Below are 17,777 nucleotides of genomic sequence, written 5' to 3'. Positions count from 1 at the left end.
GCGTTCTTTGCTCGGCCGCGGCCCCTTAGCCGCTGCCTGTCGCACCAGCTCGTCTGCATCCGTCAGCAACTGCATACGCTGAACTTGCGTCAGCAATGGATTGCGGGCGATGGCATAGCGCACGTTAGGGGCGTGATCCTGACAAAAAACCCCCACCTGTTCTGCCGTTAAATCCGGCCTTTTCGCAATACACAGGCGGATAACGTAGTCCCCATCCGCTGCCAGCACCGCTACCTCATCCAACCGCAGGTCCGCACGGCGGGCAAAATAGCAGCGGGTCTGCATCCACTGCTCAGTCAACAGAAACGGCCGGTACACTTCTGGCAATTCCGGACTCAATGCCCACTGCAACCGGGCATCCAGGGTAAGGGTCCACCATGGATCTTCCGTCATTTTCCTCTTATACCCGGTAACACAGCCCTCGTTCGCCAGCGTGATCAGCCCACAACCAGATGCCCAGAAGCATCACGGTCGGCGGCGCTTATCACCTTGCGGTAACGGCTGAGGTCCCTGACACTCTGAATGGGTGTTTCGAGCAAAGCAGAAAGGTTGCGCAAAATGCCATTGACCACCTTGCCCTCCCAAATCGCGTCGAAATGAATCTGGGTATCCAGCCATTGCTCCAGCCAGCCTGGGTCCGGAAGATGACTCTGCACGCTATCCTCGGGATACATCGCCTTGTTCACATGGAGATTGGTGGGATGCAATGCCTTCGCCGTCTTGGTGTTGGCCATGAGCACACCGATCTTGGCAAAAGCCAGACGCGCACTGTCCCCGAGGCGGTCAATGGCGCGCCGCATATATTTCAGATAAATACCCGCGTGCCGCGCCTCGTCCTTGGATAGTACCTCATAAATCGAGCGGATCACCGGCTCGCTATGCCACTGCGCCGCACATTTATACCAGTGTGTCAGGCGGATTTCGCCGCAAAAATGGAGCATGAGGGTTTCCATCGCCGGCGCCGGATCAAATTCAAAGCGCACATTGTGCAGCTCTTCTTCCGTCGGCAGATATTCCGGCGCGAAGCGGCGCAAGTATTCCATGAGCACCAGGGCATGCTTCTGCTCTTCGTAGAACCAGATGGACATGAAGGCCGAAAAATCGGAGTCGTTCCGGTTGTCGCGGAGAAACATCTCCGTCGCCGGGAGTGCCGACCACTCGGTGACCGCATTCATCTTGATCGTGCGCAACTGCTCATCACTGACCAGGGTACGGTCAAACTGCTCCCAGGGGATATCCGTGGCCATGTTCCAGCGCGCGGCCTCCAGCGATTTGAACAACTCGGGGTATAACATGGCGAACCAACCTCTCTGGCGTGCTCAATAATGCGTGCCTGGGCACATCAAACCTTGCGGCAACACCCGCGAAGCTTCGTATATACAATTTTGGCATTGTACGCCAAATCCCCGCATTGGGCGATGGCCCCGTTTTATTTCCCCTCGCATCCGCCCCAGGCACGAACGACCTGGATTTATCCGGCCATTTGCGGCAGACTTCGCCAGATATACCTAGTGTCGCGCGGAATCTATGGCTGCATCTTCTCCCCATATCCTTGTACTGCATGGCCCGAATCTGAATCTGCTGGGTAGCCGCGAGCCCGGTCATTACGGGCAGACCACCCTCGCTGAAATCGATGCCGGGATGCAAACGCACGCGCAGGGATGGGGCTGGCGGCTACACAGTCTGCAGAGTAACGCCGAACACATACTGATCGACGCGGTTCAGGATGCGGCCCGGCAGGGTGTCACATACATCATCATCAACCCCGCGGCCTTCACCCATACCAGTGTCGCCCTGCGTGATGCGCTGGCCGCCGTCCAGATCCCCTTTATTGAAGTGCATTTGTCCAACATCCATGCCCGGGAAGCGTTCCGCCGTCACTCCTATTTCTCCGATCTCGCCCAGGGTGTCATCGCGGGACTGGGTGCAGACGGATATTTTCTGGCGCTGGATGCCATTCATCGGCGTCTGAAGCGCCATAATCCATAACTGATACCAAGGAAAGAGCATGGATATTCAATTCATCCGCCGCCTGGCTGAACTGCTTGAAAAGAGTGCCATTGATGAAATAGAAGTGGTGGAGGGTGATAGCAAAGTCCGCATCACCCGGCACATCGCACCAACCCACACCGCACCCAGCGTCACCTACACCCAACCCGTACCGATGGCCGCTGCAGTTCCGACCCCGGCCATCGCACCAGCCGCAGCACCTTCTGCAGCCGCCGTTGAGCAGCCACCCCAAGGCTACATGATCAAATCCCCGATGGTCGGCACCTTTTACCGCGCCGCCTCCCCCGAAGCCGCGCCCTTTGTGGAAGAAGGCAGCATCATTAAGGCGGGCCAAACCCTCTGCATCATCGAAGCCATGAAGTTGCTCAACGAAATTGAGGCTGACATCTCCGGAAAAGTGATCAAGGTTCTCGCCGGCAATGGCCAGCCCGTCGAATATGGTGAACCCTTGTTCATCATTGCTCCCGAGAATTGAGATGTTCGAAAAAATCCTCATTGCCAACCGCGGCGAGATCGCCCTGCGCATTCAGCGCGCCTGCCGCGAACTAGGCATCCGCACCGTCGCCGTCCACTCCGAGCCGGATCGCGATCTTCTGCATGTCAAACTCGCCGACGAGTCGGTGTGCATCGGCCCGGCGCCCAGCGACAAAAGTTATCTGAATATTCCCGCCGTGATTGCCGCCGCCGAAGTGACCGATGCCGAAGCGATTCATCCTGGCTACGGCTTCCTTTCGGAAAATGCCGACTTCGCCGAACGGGTTGAAAAAAGTGGATTTGCCTTCATTGGGCCACGTGCCGAAACCATCCGCCTGATGGGCGACAAAATTGCCGCCAAGACGGCGATGAAGAAGGCTGGCGTACCCTGTGTGCCGGGCTCCGATGGACCGCTACCCGACGATAACGAGGCCCTCAAAGCCCTCGCCCGCGAGATCGGTTATCCGGTCATTCTCAAGGCCGCCGGTGGTGGTGGTGGTCGCGGTATGCGGGTCGTGCATACGGAAGCGCACCTCATCAACGCCGCCAATCTGACCCGCGCCGAGGCGGGCAAGGCCTTTGGCAACCCCACCCTGTACATGGAAAAGTTCCTGGAGACGCCGCGCCATATCGAGTTTCAGATACTCTGCGATGCCCATGGCCATTGCGTCCATCTGGGTGAACGGGACTGCTCGGTGCAGCGCCGCCACCAGAAAGTCATCGAAGAAGCGCCAGCCCCCGGTATCAGTGCCGCCCAGCGGGCTGAAATCGGCGCATCGGTAGTCCTCGCCTGCGAGGATATGGGCTATCGGGGCGCCGGCACGATCGAGTTTCTCTACGATCCGGGCAGCCAGACCTTCTATTTCATTGAAATGAATACACGCCTGCAGGTCGAGCACCCGGTCACGGAGCTGATTACCGGCATCGACATCGTCAAGGCGCAAATCCGTATCGCAGCAGGTCTGCCTCTCGGGATTCGGCAGGAAGACGTTGTACTCAGCGGTCACGCCATCGAGTGCCGCATCAATGCCGAAGACCCGGAGCGTTTCGTACCCTCTCCGGGACAAATCACCGCCTGGCATCCACCCGGCGGGCCGGGAATACGGGTCGACAGTCACATTTATGCGGGTTATCGAGTGCCGCCCTTCTACGACTCCATGATCGGCAAAATTATCGCTTTCGGAGGCGACCGAGAGGAAGCCAACATGCGTATGCGCAGTGCCCTGCGCGAGACCACCATTGAGGGTATTCAGACCAACATTCCCTTGCACCGGCGAGTCCTGGAAGAGGCCCAGTACGCCGCAGGCGGGGTGCATATCCACTATCTGGAGGCCTTGCTCGCCCTATGAAAATCGCCTGGTGGCAGCTCGACATGCGCGTCCCCGCGACAGCCGCGACAGCCATCGAGGCGCAATTGCTGGATGCTGGGGCAGAAGCCGTCACCTTTCTTGAAGGCGATGACGGTGAAGCCGTGTTCGATGAAGGCCTGATCTGGCAGAACAGCCAGTGCCAGGCCTTATTTGCTGCCGACGACCATAGTGAAGCGGCCCTGCAAAGGCTGGTCAGCGACAATGACTGGCAGCGATTCGCAGCACAGTTCACCCCGCTGGAGGAACAAGACTGGGTAGCGGCAACGCAGGCCGCCTTCCCGGCACGCTGCTTCGGTCGCCTCTGGGTAGCCCCCAGTTGGGATGCGGCGCCCGCCGACGCCACTCGCGTGCTGCATCTCGACCCCGGCCAGGCCTTTGGCACCGGCGCCCACGCCACCACGGCTCTCTGCCTGCGTTTCCTGGACGCGCAGATCTGCGGGGGCGAAAGCCTTATCGATTACGGTTGCGGCTCCGGCATCCTGGCTATCGCCGGGCTGCTGCTGGGTGTCGACCAGGCGTTCGGCGTCGATACGGACCCCGTTGCGCTGCAGGTAGCCGCCGCCAATGCTGAAAGCAACGGCGTCAGTACCGGCCTGCAGCTCGCACTACCGGAAAACGCCAGTTTGCCCATTGCCGACATCCTGGTCGCCAACATTCTGGCGACCCCCTTGTTGGCCCTCGCGCCCACCTTGGCTCACTCTGTCCGTCCAGGAGGCTGGATCGCGCTATCCGGCATCCTGCACCATCAGGAAGCGGAGATTAACGCCGCCTATAAACCCTATTTCGATCTCGCCGCCCCGCAACACGAAGAAGACTGGTCGCTCCTCTATGGCCAGCGCAAAATCGGAGTATGACCATGGAAATCACCTGCCCCCGCTGTGAATCGACCTTCGCCACGGATGGTAACGCCCTGCGTGAGCATCACTATCAAGCGAAATGCAGCGTCTGCCAACAACTCTTCCATATAGATGTCGCCGCAGAGCATACGCGTGCCGGTAGCAGCCTGGGGCGCCGTCTGGGTAGACTTCTGCTCATCCTGGCCATTATCCTGCTGATTATCGCCCTGATTGGACAGGCACTTTGGTGGACACGCAGCTACAGTTACGCCGCCACCAGCGCGCCGGTACGCCGCGTCCTGCTGAATGGCGCAGAACAACTGGATATCACTATTCCATGGCCAGGCCCTAACAAAGACATCCGTATTTTAAACAGTCAGGTTACCCCGGTTGGGGATCGCCTGGCGCGCATCACCGGCAGCATCGAAAATGTGGCCAACAAAGTCCAGGCCTACCCAGTGATCGAAGTCACCCTCAGCAATGTCTATGGCGCACCCATTGCCCACCTGCATTTTACTGCAACGCAATACCTGAGCGGAGAATTCCATGCCAGCGCCGGATTTGTTCCCGGCACTGCGGTACCATTTACACTCAGCAGCCCCGCATTGACGGCCGCTGCCGGTTACCAAGTCACCCTCCTCAGCCGCTCCTGAGGAGGTTTGACCATGGAATCTACCGACATGTCTCTGGGCGATTGTGTGACGTTCGTTATGGACCGCTATTTGGCGGATTTACAGGGCGAAGTACCCAGCAACTTGCACGCACTGATAATAGACGAAGTGGAACGTGCCCTGCTCGCCAACACACTGCAGCATTGTAGTGGACAACGCGGCATGGCCGCCCAGTGGCTAGGCATCAATCGCAACACCCTGCGTAAGAAGCTACAAGCCTACGGATTAGATACCTGAATCCACTGCGGAGCGGCGTTCGCCACCGATTGCGGGTTCGCACCGGCCACATTGCCGCTGCCATTCAGGTACTGCTGATAATACGCGAGTACCCGCGGCACGTAAGCCTGGGTCTCTGTAAAGGGCGGAATATGATAACCCGCCCGGATCACGGCCTTCGATCCCGCGTTGTAGGCGGCTACGGCCAGTTTCAGGTCCCCACTAAATACACGCAGCAAATGGGCCAGATACGCCGTGCCACCGTTGATGTTATCAGCCGGACTGAACGAATTCGCCACCCCGAAACGATCAGCCGTCGCCGGGATGAGTTGCATCAACCCGATCGCACCCTTGGGTGAAACCGCCCCCGCATTATAACCGGACTCGGCGCTAATCACGGCGTTAATCAGCGCCGGACTGACCCCGTAACGGCTAGCCGCCGCCTGAATCAGCGCCTGATAATGCGCCCTGGCCAACCTATTAAAATCCGCGCGCGCCACGGCTACCGCCATTTTCGGCGTCCGCATCACCATCCGGTACTTGTCATTCCCGGCAGGCACGTTGGTCAGATGCACCACCCCGCTGCTATCGGTATAGGCGTAAATATTGGCTTCCGCCGTGCTTCCGCAAAGGAATAGCATCGCACCGAGCATCAGGCCAACCCTCACTTCACTACCCGCAGTGACGGGCGCTCGGGCTTACCTGAGGAGGTATCCGCGTTCTCAACAGCGCCCCTTTCCCGGGACGGCGGCGGTGTGGTTGGGATTTCGGGATCGGCAAAACCGATCCCCTCCTGCGTCTCCGCAGCGTAAATCGCCGCCACAGCCGCCATCGGTACATCCACCGTGCGGGCGACCCCACCAAAGCGGGCGTTAAAAGAAATCCAGTCGTCCGCCATGCTGAGACTGTGGCAAGCGCGCGGCGAGACATCAAGAATCATCCGTCCATCCTTTTCGTAGCCGCTCGGGACAGAAACTCCCGGATAAGCCACGACCACCAGAATATACGGCGTATGTCCCTGGTCCACGCACCACTGATAGACGGCATTGAGCAGATAGGGCTTAGCACTTTCAGGTAACAATTTTTGTTCTCCATCATCATCAGCGTTCAGCAACTGAAACTCGTTCGGGAGAGAATATCTCAGCTACCTGGGCGGTACAGACCTAAAGACATGAAGTCTGATCCTATCAGTGCTATATCTACACTCGTCCGTATAGTGTTTATAGACGATTTTTCGGAATTCTCAAGATAGCTCAGATGCAGACGGTAGGATCAGGCAACTGCACTACCCCCCCAGCACCAGGATCACTATAACATATCTACATGTTTTAACACGATTTTCGTAAAAATCTCGCAGAGCAGACCATTTGGGTACATTCAAAAAAATATCACACCTCGGTTACAGCAATCTCTAAAATATGAGGCATAACGCGTGCGCTTTGGTGATCGGCCCCGCTGGTGCGGGAGCCATCCGGCTGCACGGCCATCCTGCAAGATGCAGAGGCGCGGGTAGAGAACTCTTGGGCAGCAGGCTATAGAGCGGACGAGGTCTCGGCGGCGCGGCGGTTGGGCAGGCTTGGCGAGGGCCGGCCGTTAGCGCGCTCGTTGGGGCCGTCATTGGCTCGGTGAGTGACTCTTTGCTGAAAGAGAGATAACCTATGTTGCCACAATAGCTCACAGAGTCTGCAAAGAGAATATATCAACTCATGCTAGAAACGATCATACTATGTATGTCGGCGAGTATAATATTCAGCCAGGTCGTGCTTGCCATGCTAGTCCTTTGCCCCCGTTGCAAATTGATCAGCCCAAATTTGGTCAGCTTACCTCAAACCGCTATTGCACGCCGCGAAATTGCTCTCACCTTCGACGACGGACCACATGAAGAGATAACCCCTCAAATACTAGATCACCTAGACCTACATAACGCCAAAGCCACTTTTTTTTGCATTGGTGAGAAAGTTGCTGTGTACCCGGACTTAGTCGCCGAAATAATTCGTAGAGGCCACAGCGTAGAGAATCACAGTTATCGCCACCATACGTTCTTCGCGTTCGGCAGCCCAAATTTATTGGAGAATGAAATTTCTAAAACACAAAAAATGATCGAAGCCGCGACACATGGAATCGCACCACGTTTCTTTCGCGCTCCTTTTGGCTTCCGCAGTCCATTCTTGGGAGGGGTATTGCGGAGGATGTCCCTGCGACACGTCGCCTGGACTCGACGTGGATACGACACAACATGTCGAAATCCTGACACGGTATTCCGTCGGCTCAGCCGCAATCTGGCCGCCGGTGATATATTGTTACTGCATGACGGCAACTCGAGGCGCGCAACAACTGGCCACGCAGTAGTGCTAGATGTGTTACCCAGACTGCTGGAACTCTGTAAGCATAAGAAACTACATAGCGTGTCTTTATCGACGATATTTACGGATATCCAAACGCTCCCCACAGATAGGCAGCCAAACCAGTACAAGTGATTGCGGTGATCACAGATCATCGATGAATACTCTGAGTTAACCGGTCAGTGTAGTTTTTATAGACAGCGCAACTGAGGGAACGGTAGATGGCCAAAGAACAACAGGTATCAGGCGAACGTCTTGCGACACACGAATGTGACGTTCTGGTTATTGGTGGCGGACCGGCAGGTTCGACAATCGGCGCACTGCTCGCAGAGCGTGGCTACCAAATAACCATACTAGAAAAAGCACACCATCCACGATTCCATATAGGCGAGTCACTGCTCCCGGCCAATTTACCCCTGTTGCACCAATTGGGTGTTGCCGATGAGGTAGATCGTATCGGGATGAAAAAATGGGGTGCGGAATTCAACTCGCCCTATCATGCGGGGAAAAGGCAAAGCTTCATATTTGCCGATGCATGGGACAAGTCCATGCCCATGGCTTATCAGGTAAGACGCGCGGACTTTGATGATATTCTTTTTCGTAACGCGCAGAAAAAGGGCGCGGAAACGATTGAGGGGTGCCGTGCCCAGTCAGTCGAATTTTTACCACACGGAAAAGGTGTCGTAGTTCACGCCCTCCGCGAGGACGGCTCGAAAGAAACATGGCAGACACGTTTCCTGGTTGATGCGTCCGGTAGAGATACCTTTCTCGGAACACTTTTCCAGACCAAACGTAATAATCCAAAACATAATAGTTCCGCCCTTTATGCGCACTTCCGCGGCGCACATCGCCTCATCGGCCGCGAGGAGGGCGATATTTCGATATTCTGGTTTGCACACGGATGGTTTTGGTTCATCCCGTTAGCCGACGGAACGACCAGTGTAGGCGCGGTCGTGTGGCCCTATTATCTCAAGACACGAAAAAAGTCCATAGAAGATTTCTTCGCTGAGACTATCGCCATGTCTCCCGAGCTGGCGGAGCGCTTAGCGGACGCACAACGCGTGACCGATGTCGATGCTACTGGCAACTACTCCTATATCTGCAATCAGACCCATGGGGCTAATTATCTCATGCTGGGTGATGCGTTCGCATTTTACGATCCCGTCTTTTCATCGGGCGTCATGCTCGCCATGCAAAGCGCATTTGTCGGTACGGATACTATTGATACTTGCCTTCGGCAGCCGAAACGCGCCGCCGCCGCACTGCGTCGCTTTGACCGGAAAGTTCGGCACGGAGGCAGGGTATTCTCCTGGTTTATTTACCGTATTACACAGCCCACCATGCGCGATATGTTTATGCAGCCCCGTAACCTAGTACGAACCAAAGAAGCCGTACTATCCGTTCTCGCGGGGGATATATTTAATAAAACACCGATTTGGACCTCTTTAATAATCTTTAAGATGATCTATCATATAACGTCGATACGGTACTTCAGCCGTTCTTGGGCGGCACACAAAAAGCGAAAGGAGGATATCAAGATTTAACCATGAGCTTAGATAACGTCATGACAAGAACCACTGGCACGCAGCTTACGCTTACTTATGCGCCCGCAGCAGAGGCATTAAACAATGACGCGCTGCGAACAAAAAATATTCTCGGTATCGTTCTGTTCAACAGCCAGCTCACGTCAGGGATCGGCACCAACCATAATAGTGGATTTCTAAAAACACCCCTGACCATTTGCGGATCTGATGTCTGTGAAATCTGGAGTACGACACAGACTGTGGTTCCCGGACACTATTTGGATATATGCTATCGGCGTAGCGCAACCCTTACTTTGGGCAGCATTACCCTGGCTATAACAACATTTACAGGAGATGGCGACGACGTCAGCCCCCCTCCCATTCAGTCGTGTGCTCAAGAAGCCTACCAACAAATATTCAACCTCCTTCAACACATCGGGCATCCTCACCTGCTACGCGTCTGGAATTTTCTACCCGATATCAATGGCACCACGCACGGCTTGGAACACTATCGCCAGTTCAATGTTGGACGCCAAAGTGCGTTTATTGCCCACAACCGACTTGCCGAAGAAAGCAGCATCCCCGCCGCGAGTGCCGTAGGAACATCCACCGAAAACTTAGTCGTACACTTTCTCGCCGGGCAGCACAAATCTGTAGCTCTGGAAAATCCCCGACAGATTAGCGCCTATTGCTACCCCAAAAAATATGGGCCATGCAGCCCCACCTTCTCGCGCGGCGGCTGGCTTAATCTCGATCGGCAACATGTCTTATTTATTTCTGGAACCGCAAGCATTGTTGGACATAACACCTTGCACATCGACGATGTCGCCGCACAAACTAAGGAAAGCATACGGAACATTTCCGCGGTTATCGATGAAGCGAATCGCGTCGCTGGGAATCATTTACATAAATTAAACACACTGAACTATCGTGTCTATTTCCGCAATACCGCAGACTTAACCATTATCCAGACAGAGCTGAATCGGCTTATCGCGCCGCCTGTGGAAACGCTATATATCCAGGCTGACATCTGCAGAGCTGAGCTCCTCGTTGAGATCGAGGCCACCGGCGGTGTCGTGCATCTATAAAATTCAAAAAGTACGGCATCTATTTAGATAACACCACAATAACGGCATTAGAATCCTGTCACGATATGACTATTTACAAAGCACATCTTTAGATTTTGGTAATTTACCTTTTTGTATCTTACTGGTAGACTGATCCTTCACGACCTTCTCGTGGAAAAATGATTGGCTGAACATACCGACTGATTAAGCCCTAATTGACAGCTTTAGATTGAGCACCATTTAACATCCCACATCGGAGAAATAATAATAAAACCAATCATGAATGCCCTCAAACTATTATCTGTCACTTGCCTGGCCTCGGGACTGATTGGCTGCGCAACCCAGGAGAGCATCGGCCTGCATCGATTACTCCAGCACCCCAGGCCGGCGCAGTAGCGCTAGCCCCTACGGCCAACACAGCCTCGGTACCGGTCACCACTACCACAAAAATCAGGGTCCTCCCCGCTCCCGGTTCGCCATTCTCCATTCTCCATTCTCCAAATTGGAGGTAGGCATGTCCCGACGCCAGGTCGAGCAACTGATCGGTTTTCCAGACCACATATTGAGCCACATTGCTGGCAAGCAATTTATTCCATTCTACTTTGGCGGAGATACTCGCCGTACAGAAGCGTCTTATAAGGGCCAGGGTGTCGTTACTTATGACAACAACTCTCGATTTGGATCAACGGATACTTTGCTTATAATAACGGTGGACACGAACACCCCGTAAAAAAGACAAGGTCTCGTTGTAAATCATACCGACCGGAAATCAACGGCTTCAGCACAAATCGCGAAGCTGTTGACACAAATTGTTACTCGTGATAGAAGATAAGAAAATCTGGTAATTTATTTAAGATAATTACCTTTGCCCAGGGCAGCGTCAATGTTGGACTGCATACAGACTAAGGGGCAGACATCCATGCAGATACATGCTAACCGGGTACTGTTGCAGGCCAGACCCTCGCGATCAATATCTCTATCCCATGAGCGTTTTTGATAAAATACGCTCTGCCCGGGAATACGTAGTATTCTACGTTGGTCTCGCGCTCTTGGCAGGCATTAGTCTTTTTTGGTCTATTTTTGCGCTACCCATGAACACTATACTTCCAACAAAGTGGCGGAAGTTAACGGGGCGATGGGTTATTTCCATGGGGTTTAGGCGTTATTTGCGGGCCTTATCCGTTATGGGTGCTTGCCATTTTGATATTAGTGCACTCGACGCACTCAATGATGAATCACCGATGGTCATCGCACCAAATCATCCCTCACTACTCGACGCGGTTATGATCCTTTCGCGCATGCCGCGCCTGGCATGCATTATGAAAGCGGAATTGGTAGATAATCCATTCTTTGGCGCCGGTGCGCGCTTGGCCTGTTACATTCGTAATGACGCCTTACGCCACATGCTTCACCTTGCCGTCGAGGAACTACGTGGTGGCAGTCATTTACTCCTTTTCCCAGAAGGCACACGAAGTCATCCTCTGCCAATTGGCGCCATACGGGGCAGCATTGCGCTGATTGCCAAGCAGGCCCATGTCCCCATTCAAACCATATTAATCACCGCGGATTCTCCCTTTCTCGGTAAGGGATGGCCCTTCTTTCGCAAGCCGGCCATGCCTATTCATTACCGTATAGAGATAGGCCGCCGCTTCGACCCACCAACGGACGTACGCCGTACTATGGCGGAACTGGAGACCTATTTCCAGGCAGCTCTGGCAAGCAACCCCTTACCACCAACAGCGGCTGCAGATGAATCGTAATGGAACAATCCTCCAGCACCCACTTATTGATTATTCCGAGCTACAACCCCGGGCCTAAGGTGTATGAAACCGTGACTGCGGCGCGTCAGCATTGGAACCCTGTCTGGATCGTCGTGGACGGCAGCACAGACGGCACTACCATGGGCCTCCAGGAATTAGCGCGCCTAGATAGTGGATTGCGTATTCTCCTCCTCTCCCGCAACCGCGGCAAAGGAGAAGCCATACTATTTGGCTTGGAGCAAGCCCAGTTACAGGGTTATACCCACGTGTTGACGATGGACTCTGACGGTCAGCACCCTGCCGGGGCGGTTCCCGCATTTATGCAGGCATCGGTCCACAACCCTGACGCTATGATCCTCGGCGTACCGATTTTTGATGCCAGCGCCCCCCCGCTTCGGGTAAAAGGTCGCAAGATATCTAACTGGTGGGCCAATCTAGAAACGTTAGGCGAGGGTATTGGCGACTCCCTGTTTGGCTTTCGCGTTTATCCCATAGCCCCCCTGCAGCGCCTCATGCACAAACAGCGCTGGATGCGGCGTTTCGACTTCGATCCCGAAGCCGCTGTACGAATGTCCTGGATGGGAATCCGTATTATCAATTTACCGGCACCCGTTCGTTATTTTGAGACCAGCGATGGCGGGGTTTCTCATTTTCATTATCTGCGTGATAACGTTCTGTTAACTTGGATGCACACCCGCTTATTTTTCGGCTTCATAATACGCCTGCCTAGGTTATTAGCGCGCCGAATACGGCACCAACATTAGCTGTCTATGCCCCACTATTCAACATTTTTAAGTAGACACGACCTCCCCATTTTGCCCATGCGCATGGGGTAACCAGCGCCGCAACAGCGGCGTTGTGACAACGGTGCTCACAATCGCCATAATGACCAGCATGGTAAAAACCTTCTCCGAAATAGCCCCCATATCATAACCCACGTTAATGACAATAAGCTCCATGAGTGCCCTGGTATTCATCATGACCCCAATTATTTTCCCCTGATGATGATTTAATCCTGAAATCCGCGCGGCAGCATACACGCCAGCAAACTTAGAGATCGTCGCCAATATCAATATTAAACCACACCAAATCCACAGGCCCACGCCATCGAGCGCAGCAATATTAGTTCGCAAGCCGGTATAGGTAAAAAATATTGGCAGAAAAAAAACCAAAACGAAGGGGGCAATACGTTCTTGCCATAATTTGGCAAAAGTGGCTTCGTCATACAATATGACGCCCATGACAAACGCCCCAAAAATCGTAAATATTCCTAACGCTGAAGTAATCATACCCGAGATGAATATGCTTACTAAAACAATCCCCAGAAAAGTCGCAGATATCTCATGCTCGGCGTTAAAGTAGCGGACAGCCCATTTCATGAGTGGGCGAACAAAAACAAACCATGCAAAAACGAACAAAAGAACAAAAAATACCTTGGCCAAAAACAGGGAAAATTGAAATTGCGCAAGTGCCAAGGCCGTAACCAGCGCGAGCAGCAACCAGCCCACCACGTCATTTATCGCCGCAGCGCTGATGGCGATCACACCAAGTCGAGATTTCGTTATGCCCAGTTCCATCATTATTCGACCGAGAACAGGAACAGCCGTAATGGAAAAAGCGGTAGCCACAAATAGCGCCGAGACCCAGCGATTCGCCTCCGGAGAAAGCAGAGGAGCGCTCATGAAGCCCACGCCAAAACCCGTAGCGAATGGTAACAACAGGCTAGCCATCGCTATCCATAACACTACACGACGATTGGTTTTTTCCTTAAGATGCGAAAAATCAAATTCCAGACCGACCTGAAACATCAGTAAGATGAGGCCCAACTGTGAAAGGATATCTAACGGCCCTGACGGAGTAGAATGGAAGACCCAATGAAAAGGAACTGGCATTATCCAGCCAAATAATGAAGGACCCAACAGAATGCCCGCAATAATTTCCCCAACAACAGCGGCCTGCGCTATTCTGACAGCAAAGTTTCCCGCGAGGCGCGCGGCCAAAATAATAATGCAGAGTTGTGCCAGGGTAAAAAATATGAGACGTTCAGATTGTTGGGTTGCCAAATCTGAAATAGGGTTGCCAATAGTCATAAGATTGTTTCTATGTTCATACCATGGCACCATTGACCGATATAATCTGCCCGCTGATGTAAGCCGCTTTTTCTGAGGCCAGGAAACCCACAAGATCGGCAACTTCGGCCGGTTGCCCCGCCCGCCCCATGGGCACCACCTGGGTGATACGCGCAGCATCAAAAGCCTGCGCACTCATTTCCGTGGCGATAATACCGGGCGCAACGGCATTGACGGTAATACCCCGATTGGCCACTTCCAACGCGAGCGATTTGGTAGCGGCGTGTAAGGCACCTTTCGCTGCTGCGTAATTTACTTGTCCGCGATTCCCCATAAGCGCTGCCACGGAGGTGATATTAATGATCCGTCCCCAGCGGGTGCGGATCATGGGCATCAACACGGCCTGCGTAACATGGAAAAAGCCGTTCAACGAAACATCTATGACCTCCTGCCACTGCTGCGGACTGAGCCCTGGAAAAGCCGCATCATCGTGGATTCCGGCGTTATTGACCAAAACCTGTATCGGCCCCGATACAATCAACTCCTGCACGGCCTGAGTCGTCGTCTCGCGGTCAGTGATATCGAAGGCAGACACCACTGCGCGACCTCCTGCGTCTCTGATGGACACCGCCAAAGCGGTGGCTTTTGTCAGGTTACGATGGGTGTGAATAATGACGTCAAAGCCATCTGCGGCCAGCCTTTGGCAGATAGCGGCACCAATGCTACCGCTCCCGCCCGTCACCAAGGCACGTTTACACATCTGGGGCTTCCTGTTTGGCCGCCACAGATTCTGGCGATTGGCTGTTTTCCAGCGCGTCCGGCTCCACAAAAATAATGATCCGACCTTTAACGAGCATACGTCGGTCAGTGGAAATAACGAAGTTGTAAAGCAAACTGCTGTGGGCCGCAAGTCTTGTTGCACTGACCGCCAAATCGCCATCGATATCGTCGAGGCGCGTTATTTCCATACATAATTCTCGGACACTCGCGATGTAACCAGCACCGGCCACTTGGGGACCATCTCCCCTTTTCTTCCACACTAATGCATCATGTACAGCCATGGCCTGTGCCGCATATTCGACACTGCAAACCGCCCCCAGCCGCCCACCTACACGCAATGGGTTGCTTGCGCTCCGATGGCTGCTCGCGATACAGAGAATCTGTTCGTCATCCCAGCGCTCTACGCAATCCAGTAAGAGCATATTGCCTTTATGCGGAATGTGATCGGAGATCCACTGACGACCTATCAACACGGTGCCACTTCAAGCACCAGATATTGAGAAGGCAAATACTCCAATACGATATTTCCGGTATCGCGCCTTGCGATGGATTGCAGCAGCGGCAGACAACGCGCCGCGGGGATAGCTCTAGCGAGATCGTCAAGCAGCACGTCGGACATCGCTTGCCCAGGCCGCTCGGCAAAGGGCATATCGCCAGCAATCCGGATCTGCGCCAGCGATTTACCGGGCAGCGGCGTTACCGTCAATAACAGCGCAACCGCAAAAATATCGGGTACCGGGCGAGCGGCGTATAGCGGGAAGGGATAATCCTGATCACTGGCCACCAGCAACACGGGGGTACGGAGCGTCAGCAGCAGCGACACGGCTTCTAACAGGCCAGCCGCAAAACTCCCATCATAGGCGCTCACCACAGACGATGGCGCCATCGCGCCCGTCGCAATACCCCAGTAACCAGAAATCGCGTTATGCACGGAATTGTGAAACTGGGTGGGCGATATCAGGTGGTCGCCTGCGGCCATCGCGGAACAAATGGCGTTGCAGATATCCCCATCGCCACCCGAAGACGCAAACACCGATGCGGACTCTGCAGGTAAGACACCCGCCATGGCGCAGGCCTCATATCCCACCTGCAGTGCGGCCATGACCCCTCTGCTGGCGCGGCGTCGTTCTGCCGGGGGTAAGGATTCCGGCGGCGATAATATCGTTTTTCTGGGTAGATAAGTATGTTCACCCTTCAGCAAATATACGGCCTCTTGCCAGCTTTGGATGCCCGGCCCCAACACACCAATGCCCTCCACATACACAGGATGCATAGCAAAACTCCGGTTCGTTAAATGGGACGGCCAAAAATCAGGCTGCAGTTACTGCCACCAAAACCGAATGAATTACTTAACACTGTGGAGATCGGACCTCTTTGATTTTGGGAGATATAGTTAATTTCCATCGTATGATCCTGTTGTCCGATATGCGGACTCGACGGCATAAAGCCATTTTGAATGGCCAATACGCATATGGCGGCTTCCAGGGCACCGGCGGCACCCAACGTATGGCCCGTAGCCCCCTTCGTAGAGCTACATGGTGTTGCCGTACCGAAGACATTCGCTATAGCGATTGCCTCTGCCGCATCATTCGCCACGGTGCCAGTACCGTGCAGATTAATATAATCAATATGCTCAGGACCCAATCCTGCAGAGGCCAGTGCGCGCTCCATAGCCAGGCGCGCACCCAGGCCCTGTGGATGTGGCGAGGACATATGATAGGCATCACTCGATTCGCCGACACCGAGCAACCAGACCGCCTCGCGGTCCTGAGGACCGGACGCCCTCTCCACGAGTATATACGCGGCCGCCTCCCCGATAGAAATGCCCGCACGCTCGTTGCTGAATGGTCGACAAGGTTCTTTAGCCAAGAGACCCAGAGACTCGAAACCATAGAGTGTCGTCGCGCACAAAGAATCCACACCACCCACCACCGCCGCATCAATCAGACCGCAATCCACCATGCGCTGGGCAGAGGCGAAGACCTTCGCACTGGAAGAACATGCCGACGAAACGGCCACCGCGGGTCCCTCAAGGCCAAGCTTACGCCGGACAAACTCCGTAAGGGAATAAGGGCTATGCGTACCGGCATATACGAATTCTGCCGGTAGCTGGCCATTCACTGCGTCACGATGGCGAAACGCCCATTCGGTGTGTAACATACCAGCAGTGCTCGTTCCCAAGAAAACACCCACGCGCCGCCGCCCCCAGCGACCGATGGCCGCCTCAACAGCATCTACAAACCCATCTTGAGAAAGTGCGAGTTGGGCAAGGCGGTTATTACGACAATTGAAGTCTCGCATATCTGCGTGAATTTTTTCATCATCAACGGCATCCACTTCTCCAACCCAGGTATCGAGAACCATGTCGCGGAATGCACAAGGCGCGAGCCCACTCTGCCGCCCATGCAACGCGGACAAGGTTTGTTCCAAACCTCGGCCAATGCAACTCGTAGACGTCACGCCAGAAATCTTCAAAATGGACATATATATTATAAATCAATGTGATATAGTGACGCCATTGTGATGGCGAAGTGACCAAAAGTCAACCCGTACCCGCTGAGCGCATAGCCCCCTGATGCTACCTTCGCGGGCAAAACCCTTCACCCTAAATTCGGCAGTTACCCCTGCTGATTTGGCAGGATTCCTTTGATAGGATTGG

At 54.2% G+C, this 17,777-nt stretch carries 20 protein-coding genes; 11 read left to right on the top strand and 9 right to left on the bottom strand.

The genetic code is table 11. From position 1 onward, the window contains the following. Positions 1 to 393, bottom strand: a 393-nt coding sequence (locus Q0C48_RS09125) for a hypothetical protein (protein WP_291523621.1), incomplete at its 3' end; no start/stop codon positions are given. Between the two features lie 44 nt (positions 394 to 437). Continuing rightward, positions 438 to 1,295, bottom strand: a complete 858-nt coding sequence (locus Q0C48_RS09120) for a ferritin-like domain-containing protein (protein ID WP_291523619.1) — start codon at positions 1,293 to 1,295, stop codon at positions 438 to 440. A gap of 232 nt (positions 1,296 to 1,527) precedes the next feature. Between Q0C48_RS09120 and aroQ the strand changes: the two genes are divergently transcribed. Genes aroQ through Q0C48_RS09090 form a run of 6 tightly spaced genes read left to right on the top strand, consistent with a single transcriptional unit; the run spans position 1,528 to position 5,598 of the window. Continuing rightward, on the top strand, positions 1,528 to 1,989 hold the full coding sequence (gene aroQ / locus Q0C48_RS09115; RefSeq protein ID WP_291523617.1) for a type II 3-dehydroquinate dehydratase: 462 nt from the start codon (positions 1,528 to 1,530) through the stop codon (positions 1,987 to 1,989). A gap of 19 nt (positions 1,990 to 2,008) precedes the next feature. Further along, positions 2,009 to 2,485 carry an acetyl-CoA carboxylase biotin carboxyl carrier protein gene (accB, locus tag Q0C48_RS09110; protein WP_291523615.1) on the top strand — a complete coding sequence of 159 codons (477 nt, stop codon included), beginning with the start codon at positions 2,009 to 2,011 and terminating at the stop codon, positions 2,483 to 2,485. A 1-nt stretch (position 2,486) separates the two neighbouring features. Beyond that, on the top strand, positions 2,487 to 3,833 hold the full coding sequence (gene accC, locus Q0C48_RS09105) for an acetyl-CoA carboxylase biotin carboxylase subunit (protein ID WP_291523613.1): 1,347 nt from the start codon (positions 2,487 to 2,489) through the stop codon (positions 3,831 to 3,833). Beyond that, positions 3,830 to 4,708: a 50S ribosomal protein L11 methyltransferase gene (prmA, locus tag Q0C48_RS09100; protein ID WP_291523611.1), complete on the top strand. Its 879-nt coding sequence runs from the start codon at positions 3,830 to 3,832 to the stop codon at positions 4,706 to 4,708. The genes accC and prmA overlap by 4 nt, the downstream gene beginning before the upstream one ends. Positions 4,709 to 4,710: 2 nt before the next feature. Then, complete coding sequence (locus Q0C48_RS09095; protein WP_291523609.1) at positions 4,711 to 5,343, top strand: zinc-ribbon and DUF3426 domain-containing protein; 633 nt, start codon at positions 4,711 to 4,713, stop codon at positions 5,341 to 5,343. A gap of 12 nt (positions 5,344 to 5,355) precedes the next feature. Continuing rightward, positions 5,356 to 5,598, top strand: a complete 243-nt coding sequence (locus Q0C48_RS09090) for a helix-turn-helix domain-containing protein (RefSeq protein WP_291523607.1) — start codon at positions 5,356 to 5,358, stop codon at positions 5,596 to 5,598. On the opposite strand, the gene Q0C48_RS09085 is transcribed toward Q0C48_RS09090, so the two are convergent. Together Q0C48_RS09085 and Q0C48_RS09080 are read right to left on the bottom strand one after the other, a co-directional pair. Further along, a complete protein-coding gene (locus Q0C48_RS09085; RefSeq protein WP_291523605.1) occupies positions 5,580 to 6,230 on the bottom strand; it encodes a lytic transglycosylase domain-containing protein in 651 nt (216 codons plus the stop codon). The genes Q0C48_RS09090 and Q0C48_RS09085 overlap by 19 nt on opposite strands. A gap of 11 nt (positions 6,231 to 6,241) precedes the next feature. Beyond that, on the bottom strand, positions 6,242 to 6,658 hold the full coding sequence (locus Q0C48_RS09080; protein ID WP_291523603.1) for a ClpXP protease specificity-enhancing factor: 417 nt from the start codon (positions 6,656 to 6,658) through the stop codon (positions 6,242 to 6,244). 625 nt (positions 6,659 to 7,283) lie between these two features. Between Q0C48_RS09080 and Q0C48_RS14700 the strand changes: the two genes are divergently transcribed. From Q0C48_RS14700 to Q0C48_RS09060, 5 genes are all read left to right on the top strand, one after another. Next, positions 7,284 to 8,054, top strand: a complete 771-nt coding sequence (locus Q0C48_RS14700) for a polysaccharide deacetylase family protein (protein ID WP_366937034.1) — start codon at positions 7,284 to 7,286, stop codon at positions 8,052 to 8,054. A gap of 86 nt (positions 8,055 to 8,140) precedes the next feature. After that, positions 8,141 to 9,463: an NAD(P)/FAD-dependent oxidoreductase gene (locus Q0C48_RS09075; protein WP_291523601.1), complete on the top strand. Its 1,323-nt coding sequence runs from the start codon at positions 8,141 to 8,143 to the stop codon at positions 9,461 to 9,463. Between the two features lie 2 nt (positions 9,464 to 9,465). Next, entirely contained in the window at positions 9,466 to 10,530 is a 1,065-nt protein-coding gene (locus Q0C48_RS09070; protein ID WP_291523599.1) for a hypothetical protein, read from the top strand. A 962-nt stretch (positions 10,531 to 11,492) separates the two neighbouring features. Continuing rightward, positions 11,493 to 12,269 (top strand): 1-acyl-sn-glycerol-3-phosphate acyltransferase, encoded by a 777-nt coding sequence (locus tag Q0C48_RS09065; RefSeq protein WP_291523597.1) that lies wholly within the window; start codon positions 11,493 to 11,495, stop codon positions 12,267 to 12,269. Continuing rightward, positions 12,269 to 13,033 (top strand): glycosyltransferase family 2 protein, encoded by a 765-nt coding sequence (locus Q0C48_RS09060; RefSeq protein WP_291523595.1) that lies wholly within the window; start codon positions 12,269 to 12,271, stop codon positions 13,031 to 13,033. Before Q0C48_RS09065 ends, Q0C48_RS09060 begins: the two co-directional genes overlap by 1 nt. A gap of 27 nt (positions 13,034 to 13,060) precedes the next feature. Here the strand turns inward: Q0C48_RS09060 and Q0C48_RS09055 are convergent, their stop codons facing one another. Genes Q0C48_RS09055 through Q0C48_RS09035 form a run of 5 tightly spaced genes read right to left on the bottom strand, consistent with a single transcriptional unit; the run spans position 13,061 to position 17,602 of the window. Next, a complete protein-coding gene (locus Q0C48_RS09055; RefSeq protein ID WP_291523593.1) occupies positions 13,061 to 14,359 on the bottom strand; it encodes a cation:proton antiporter in 1,299 nt (432 codons plus the stop codon). Between the two features lie 16 nt (positions 14,360 to 14,375). Beyond that, entirely contained in the window at positions 14,376 to 15,098 is a 723-nt protein-coding gene (gene fabG, locus Q0C48_RS09050) for a 3-oxoacyl-ACP reductase FabG (protein WP_291523591.1), read from the bottom strand. Beyond that, the gene (locus Q0C48_RS09045) at positions 15,091 to 15,591 is read right to left on the bottom strand and encodes a 3-hydroxylacyl-ACP dehydratase (protein WP_291523590.1); all 501 of its coding nucleotides are present in this window, start codon (positions 15,589 to 15,591) and stop codon (positions 15,091 to 15,093) included. Before Q0C48_RS09045 ends, fabG begins: the two co-directional genes overlap by 8 nt. Then, entirely contained in the window at positions 15,585 to 16,391 is an 807-nt protein-coding gene (locus tag Q0C48_RS09040; RefSeq protein ID WP_291523588.1) for a beta-ketoacyl synthase chain length factor, read from the bottom strand. The genes Q0C48_RS09045 and Q0C48_RS09040 overlap by 7 nt, the downstream gene beginning before the upstream one ends. 17 nt (positions 16,392 to 16,408) lie before the next feature. After that, positions 16,409 to 17,602, bottom strand: a complete 1,194-nt coding sequence (locus Q0C48_RS09035; protein ID WP_291523586.1) for a beta-ketoacyl-[acyl-carrier-protein] synthase family protein — start codon at positions 17,600 to 17,602, stop codon at positions 16,409 to 16,411. Positions 17,603 to 17,777: the final 175 nt, after the last annotated feature.

This window comes from Acidithiobacillus sp., assembly GCF_023255755.1.
Classification (GTDB): domain Bacteria; phylum Pseudomonadota; class Gammaproteobacteria; order Acidithiobacillales; family Acidithiobacillaceae; genus Acidithiobacillus.
This window is presented reverse-complemented; position numbering and strand designations above follow the sequence as displayed.

Excerpts from the sequence above, each read along its gene's own strand:
- Q0C48_RS09120 (WP_291523619.1), bottom strand. The coding sequence starts at position 1,295 with ATGTTATACCCCGAGTTGTTCAAATCGCTGGAGGCCGCGCGCTGGAAC.
- aroQ (WP_291523617.1), top strand. The coding sequence starts at position 1,528 with ATGGCTGCATCTTCTCCCCATATCCTTGTACTGCATGGCCCGAATCTG.
- accB (WP_291523615.1), top strand. The coding sequence starts at position 2,009 with ATGGATATTCAATTCATCCGCCGCCTGGCTGAACTGCTTGAAAAGAGT.
- accC (WP_291523613.1), top strand. The coding sequence starts at position 2,487 with ATGTTCGAAAAAATCCTCATTGCCAACCGCGGCGAGATCGCCCTGCGC.
- prmA (WP_291523611.1), top strand. The coding sequence starts at position 3,830 with ATGAAAATCGCCTGGTGGCAGCTCGACATGCGCGTCCCCGCGACAGCC.
- Q0C48_RS09095 (WP_291523609.1), top strand. The coding sequence starts at position 4,711 with ATGGAAATCACCTGCCCCCGCTGTGAATCGACCTTCGCCACGGATGGT.
- Q0C48_RS09090 (WP_291523607.1), top strand. The coding sequence starts at position 5,356 with ATGGAATCTACCGACATGTCTCTGGGCGATTGTGTGACGTTCGTTATG.
- Q0C48_RS09085 (WP_291523605.1), bottom strand. The coding sequence starts at position 6,230 with ATGCTCGGTGCGATGCTATTCCTTTGCGGAAGCACGGCGGAAGCCAAT.
- Q0C48_RS14700 (WP_366937034.1), top strand. The coding sequence starts at position 7,284 with ATGCTAGAAACGATCATACTATGTATGTCGGCGAGTATAATATTCAGC.
- Q0C48_RS09075 (WP_291523601.1), top strand. The coding sequence starts at position 8,141 with ATGGCCAAAGAACAACAGGTATCAGGCGAACGTCTTGCGACACACGAA.
- Q0C48_RS09070 (WP_291523599.1), top strand. The coding sequence starts at position 9,466 with ATGAGCTTAGATAACGTCATGACAAGAACCACTGGCACGCAGCTTACG.
- Q0C48_RS09065 (WP_291523597.1), top strand. The coding sequence starts at position 11,493 with ATGAGCGTTTTTGATAAAATACGCTCTGCCCGGGAATACGTAGTATTC.
- Q0C48_RS09060 (WP_291523595.1), top strand. The coding sequence starts at position 12,269 with ATGGAACAATCCTCCAGCACCCACTTATTGATTATTCCGAGCTACAAC.
- Q0C48_RS09055 (WP_291523593.1), bottom strand. The coding sequence starts at position 14,359 with ATGACTATTGGCAACCCTATTTCAGATTTGGCAACCCAACAATCTGAA.
- fabG (WP_291523591.1), bottom strand. The coding sequence starts at position 15,098 with ATGTGTAAACGTGCCTTGGTGACGGGCGGGAGCGGTAGCATTGGTGCC.
- Q0C48_RS09040 (WP_291523588.1), bottom strand. The coding sequence starts at position 16,391 with ATGCATCCTGTGTATGTGGAGGGCATTGGTGTGTTGGGGCCGGGCATC.
- Q0C48_RS09035 (WP_291523586.1), bottom strand. The coding sequence starts at position 17,602 with ATGTCCATTTTGAAGATTTCTGGCGTGACGTCTACGAGTTGCATTGGC.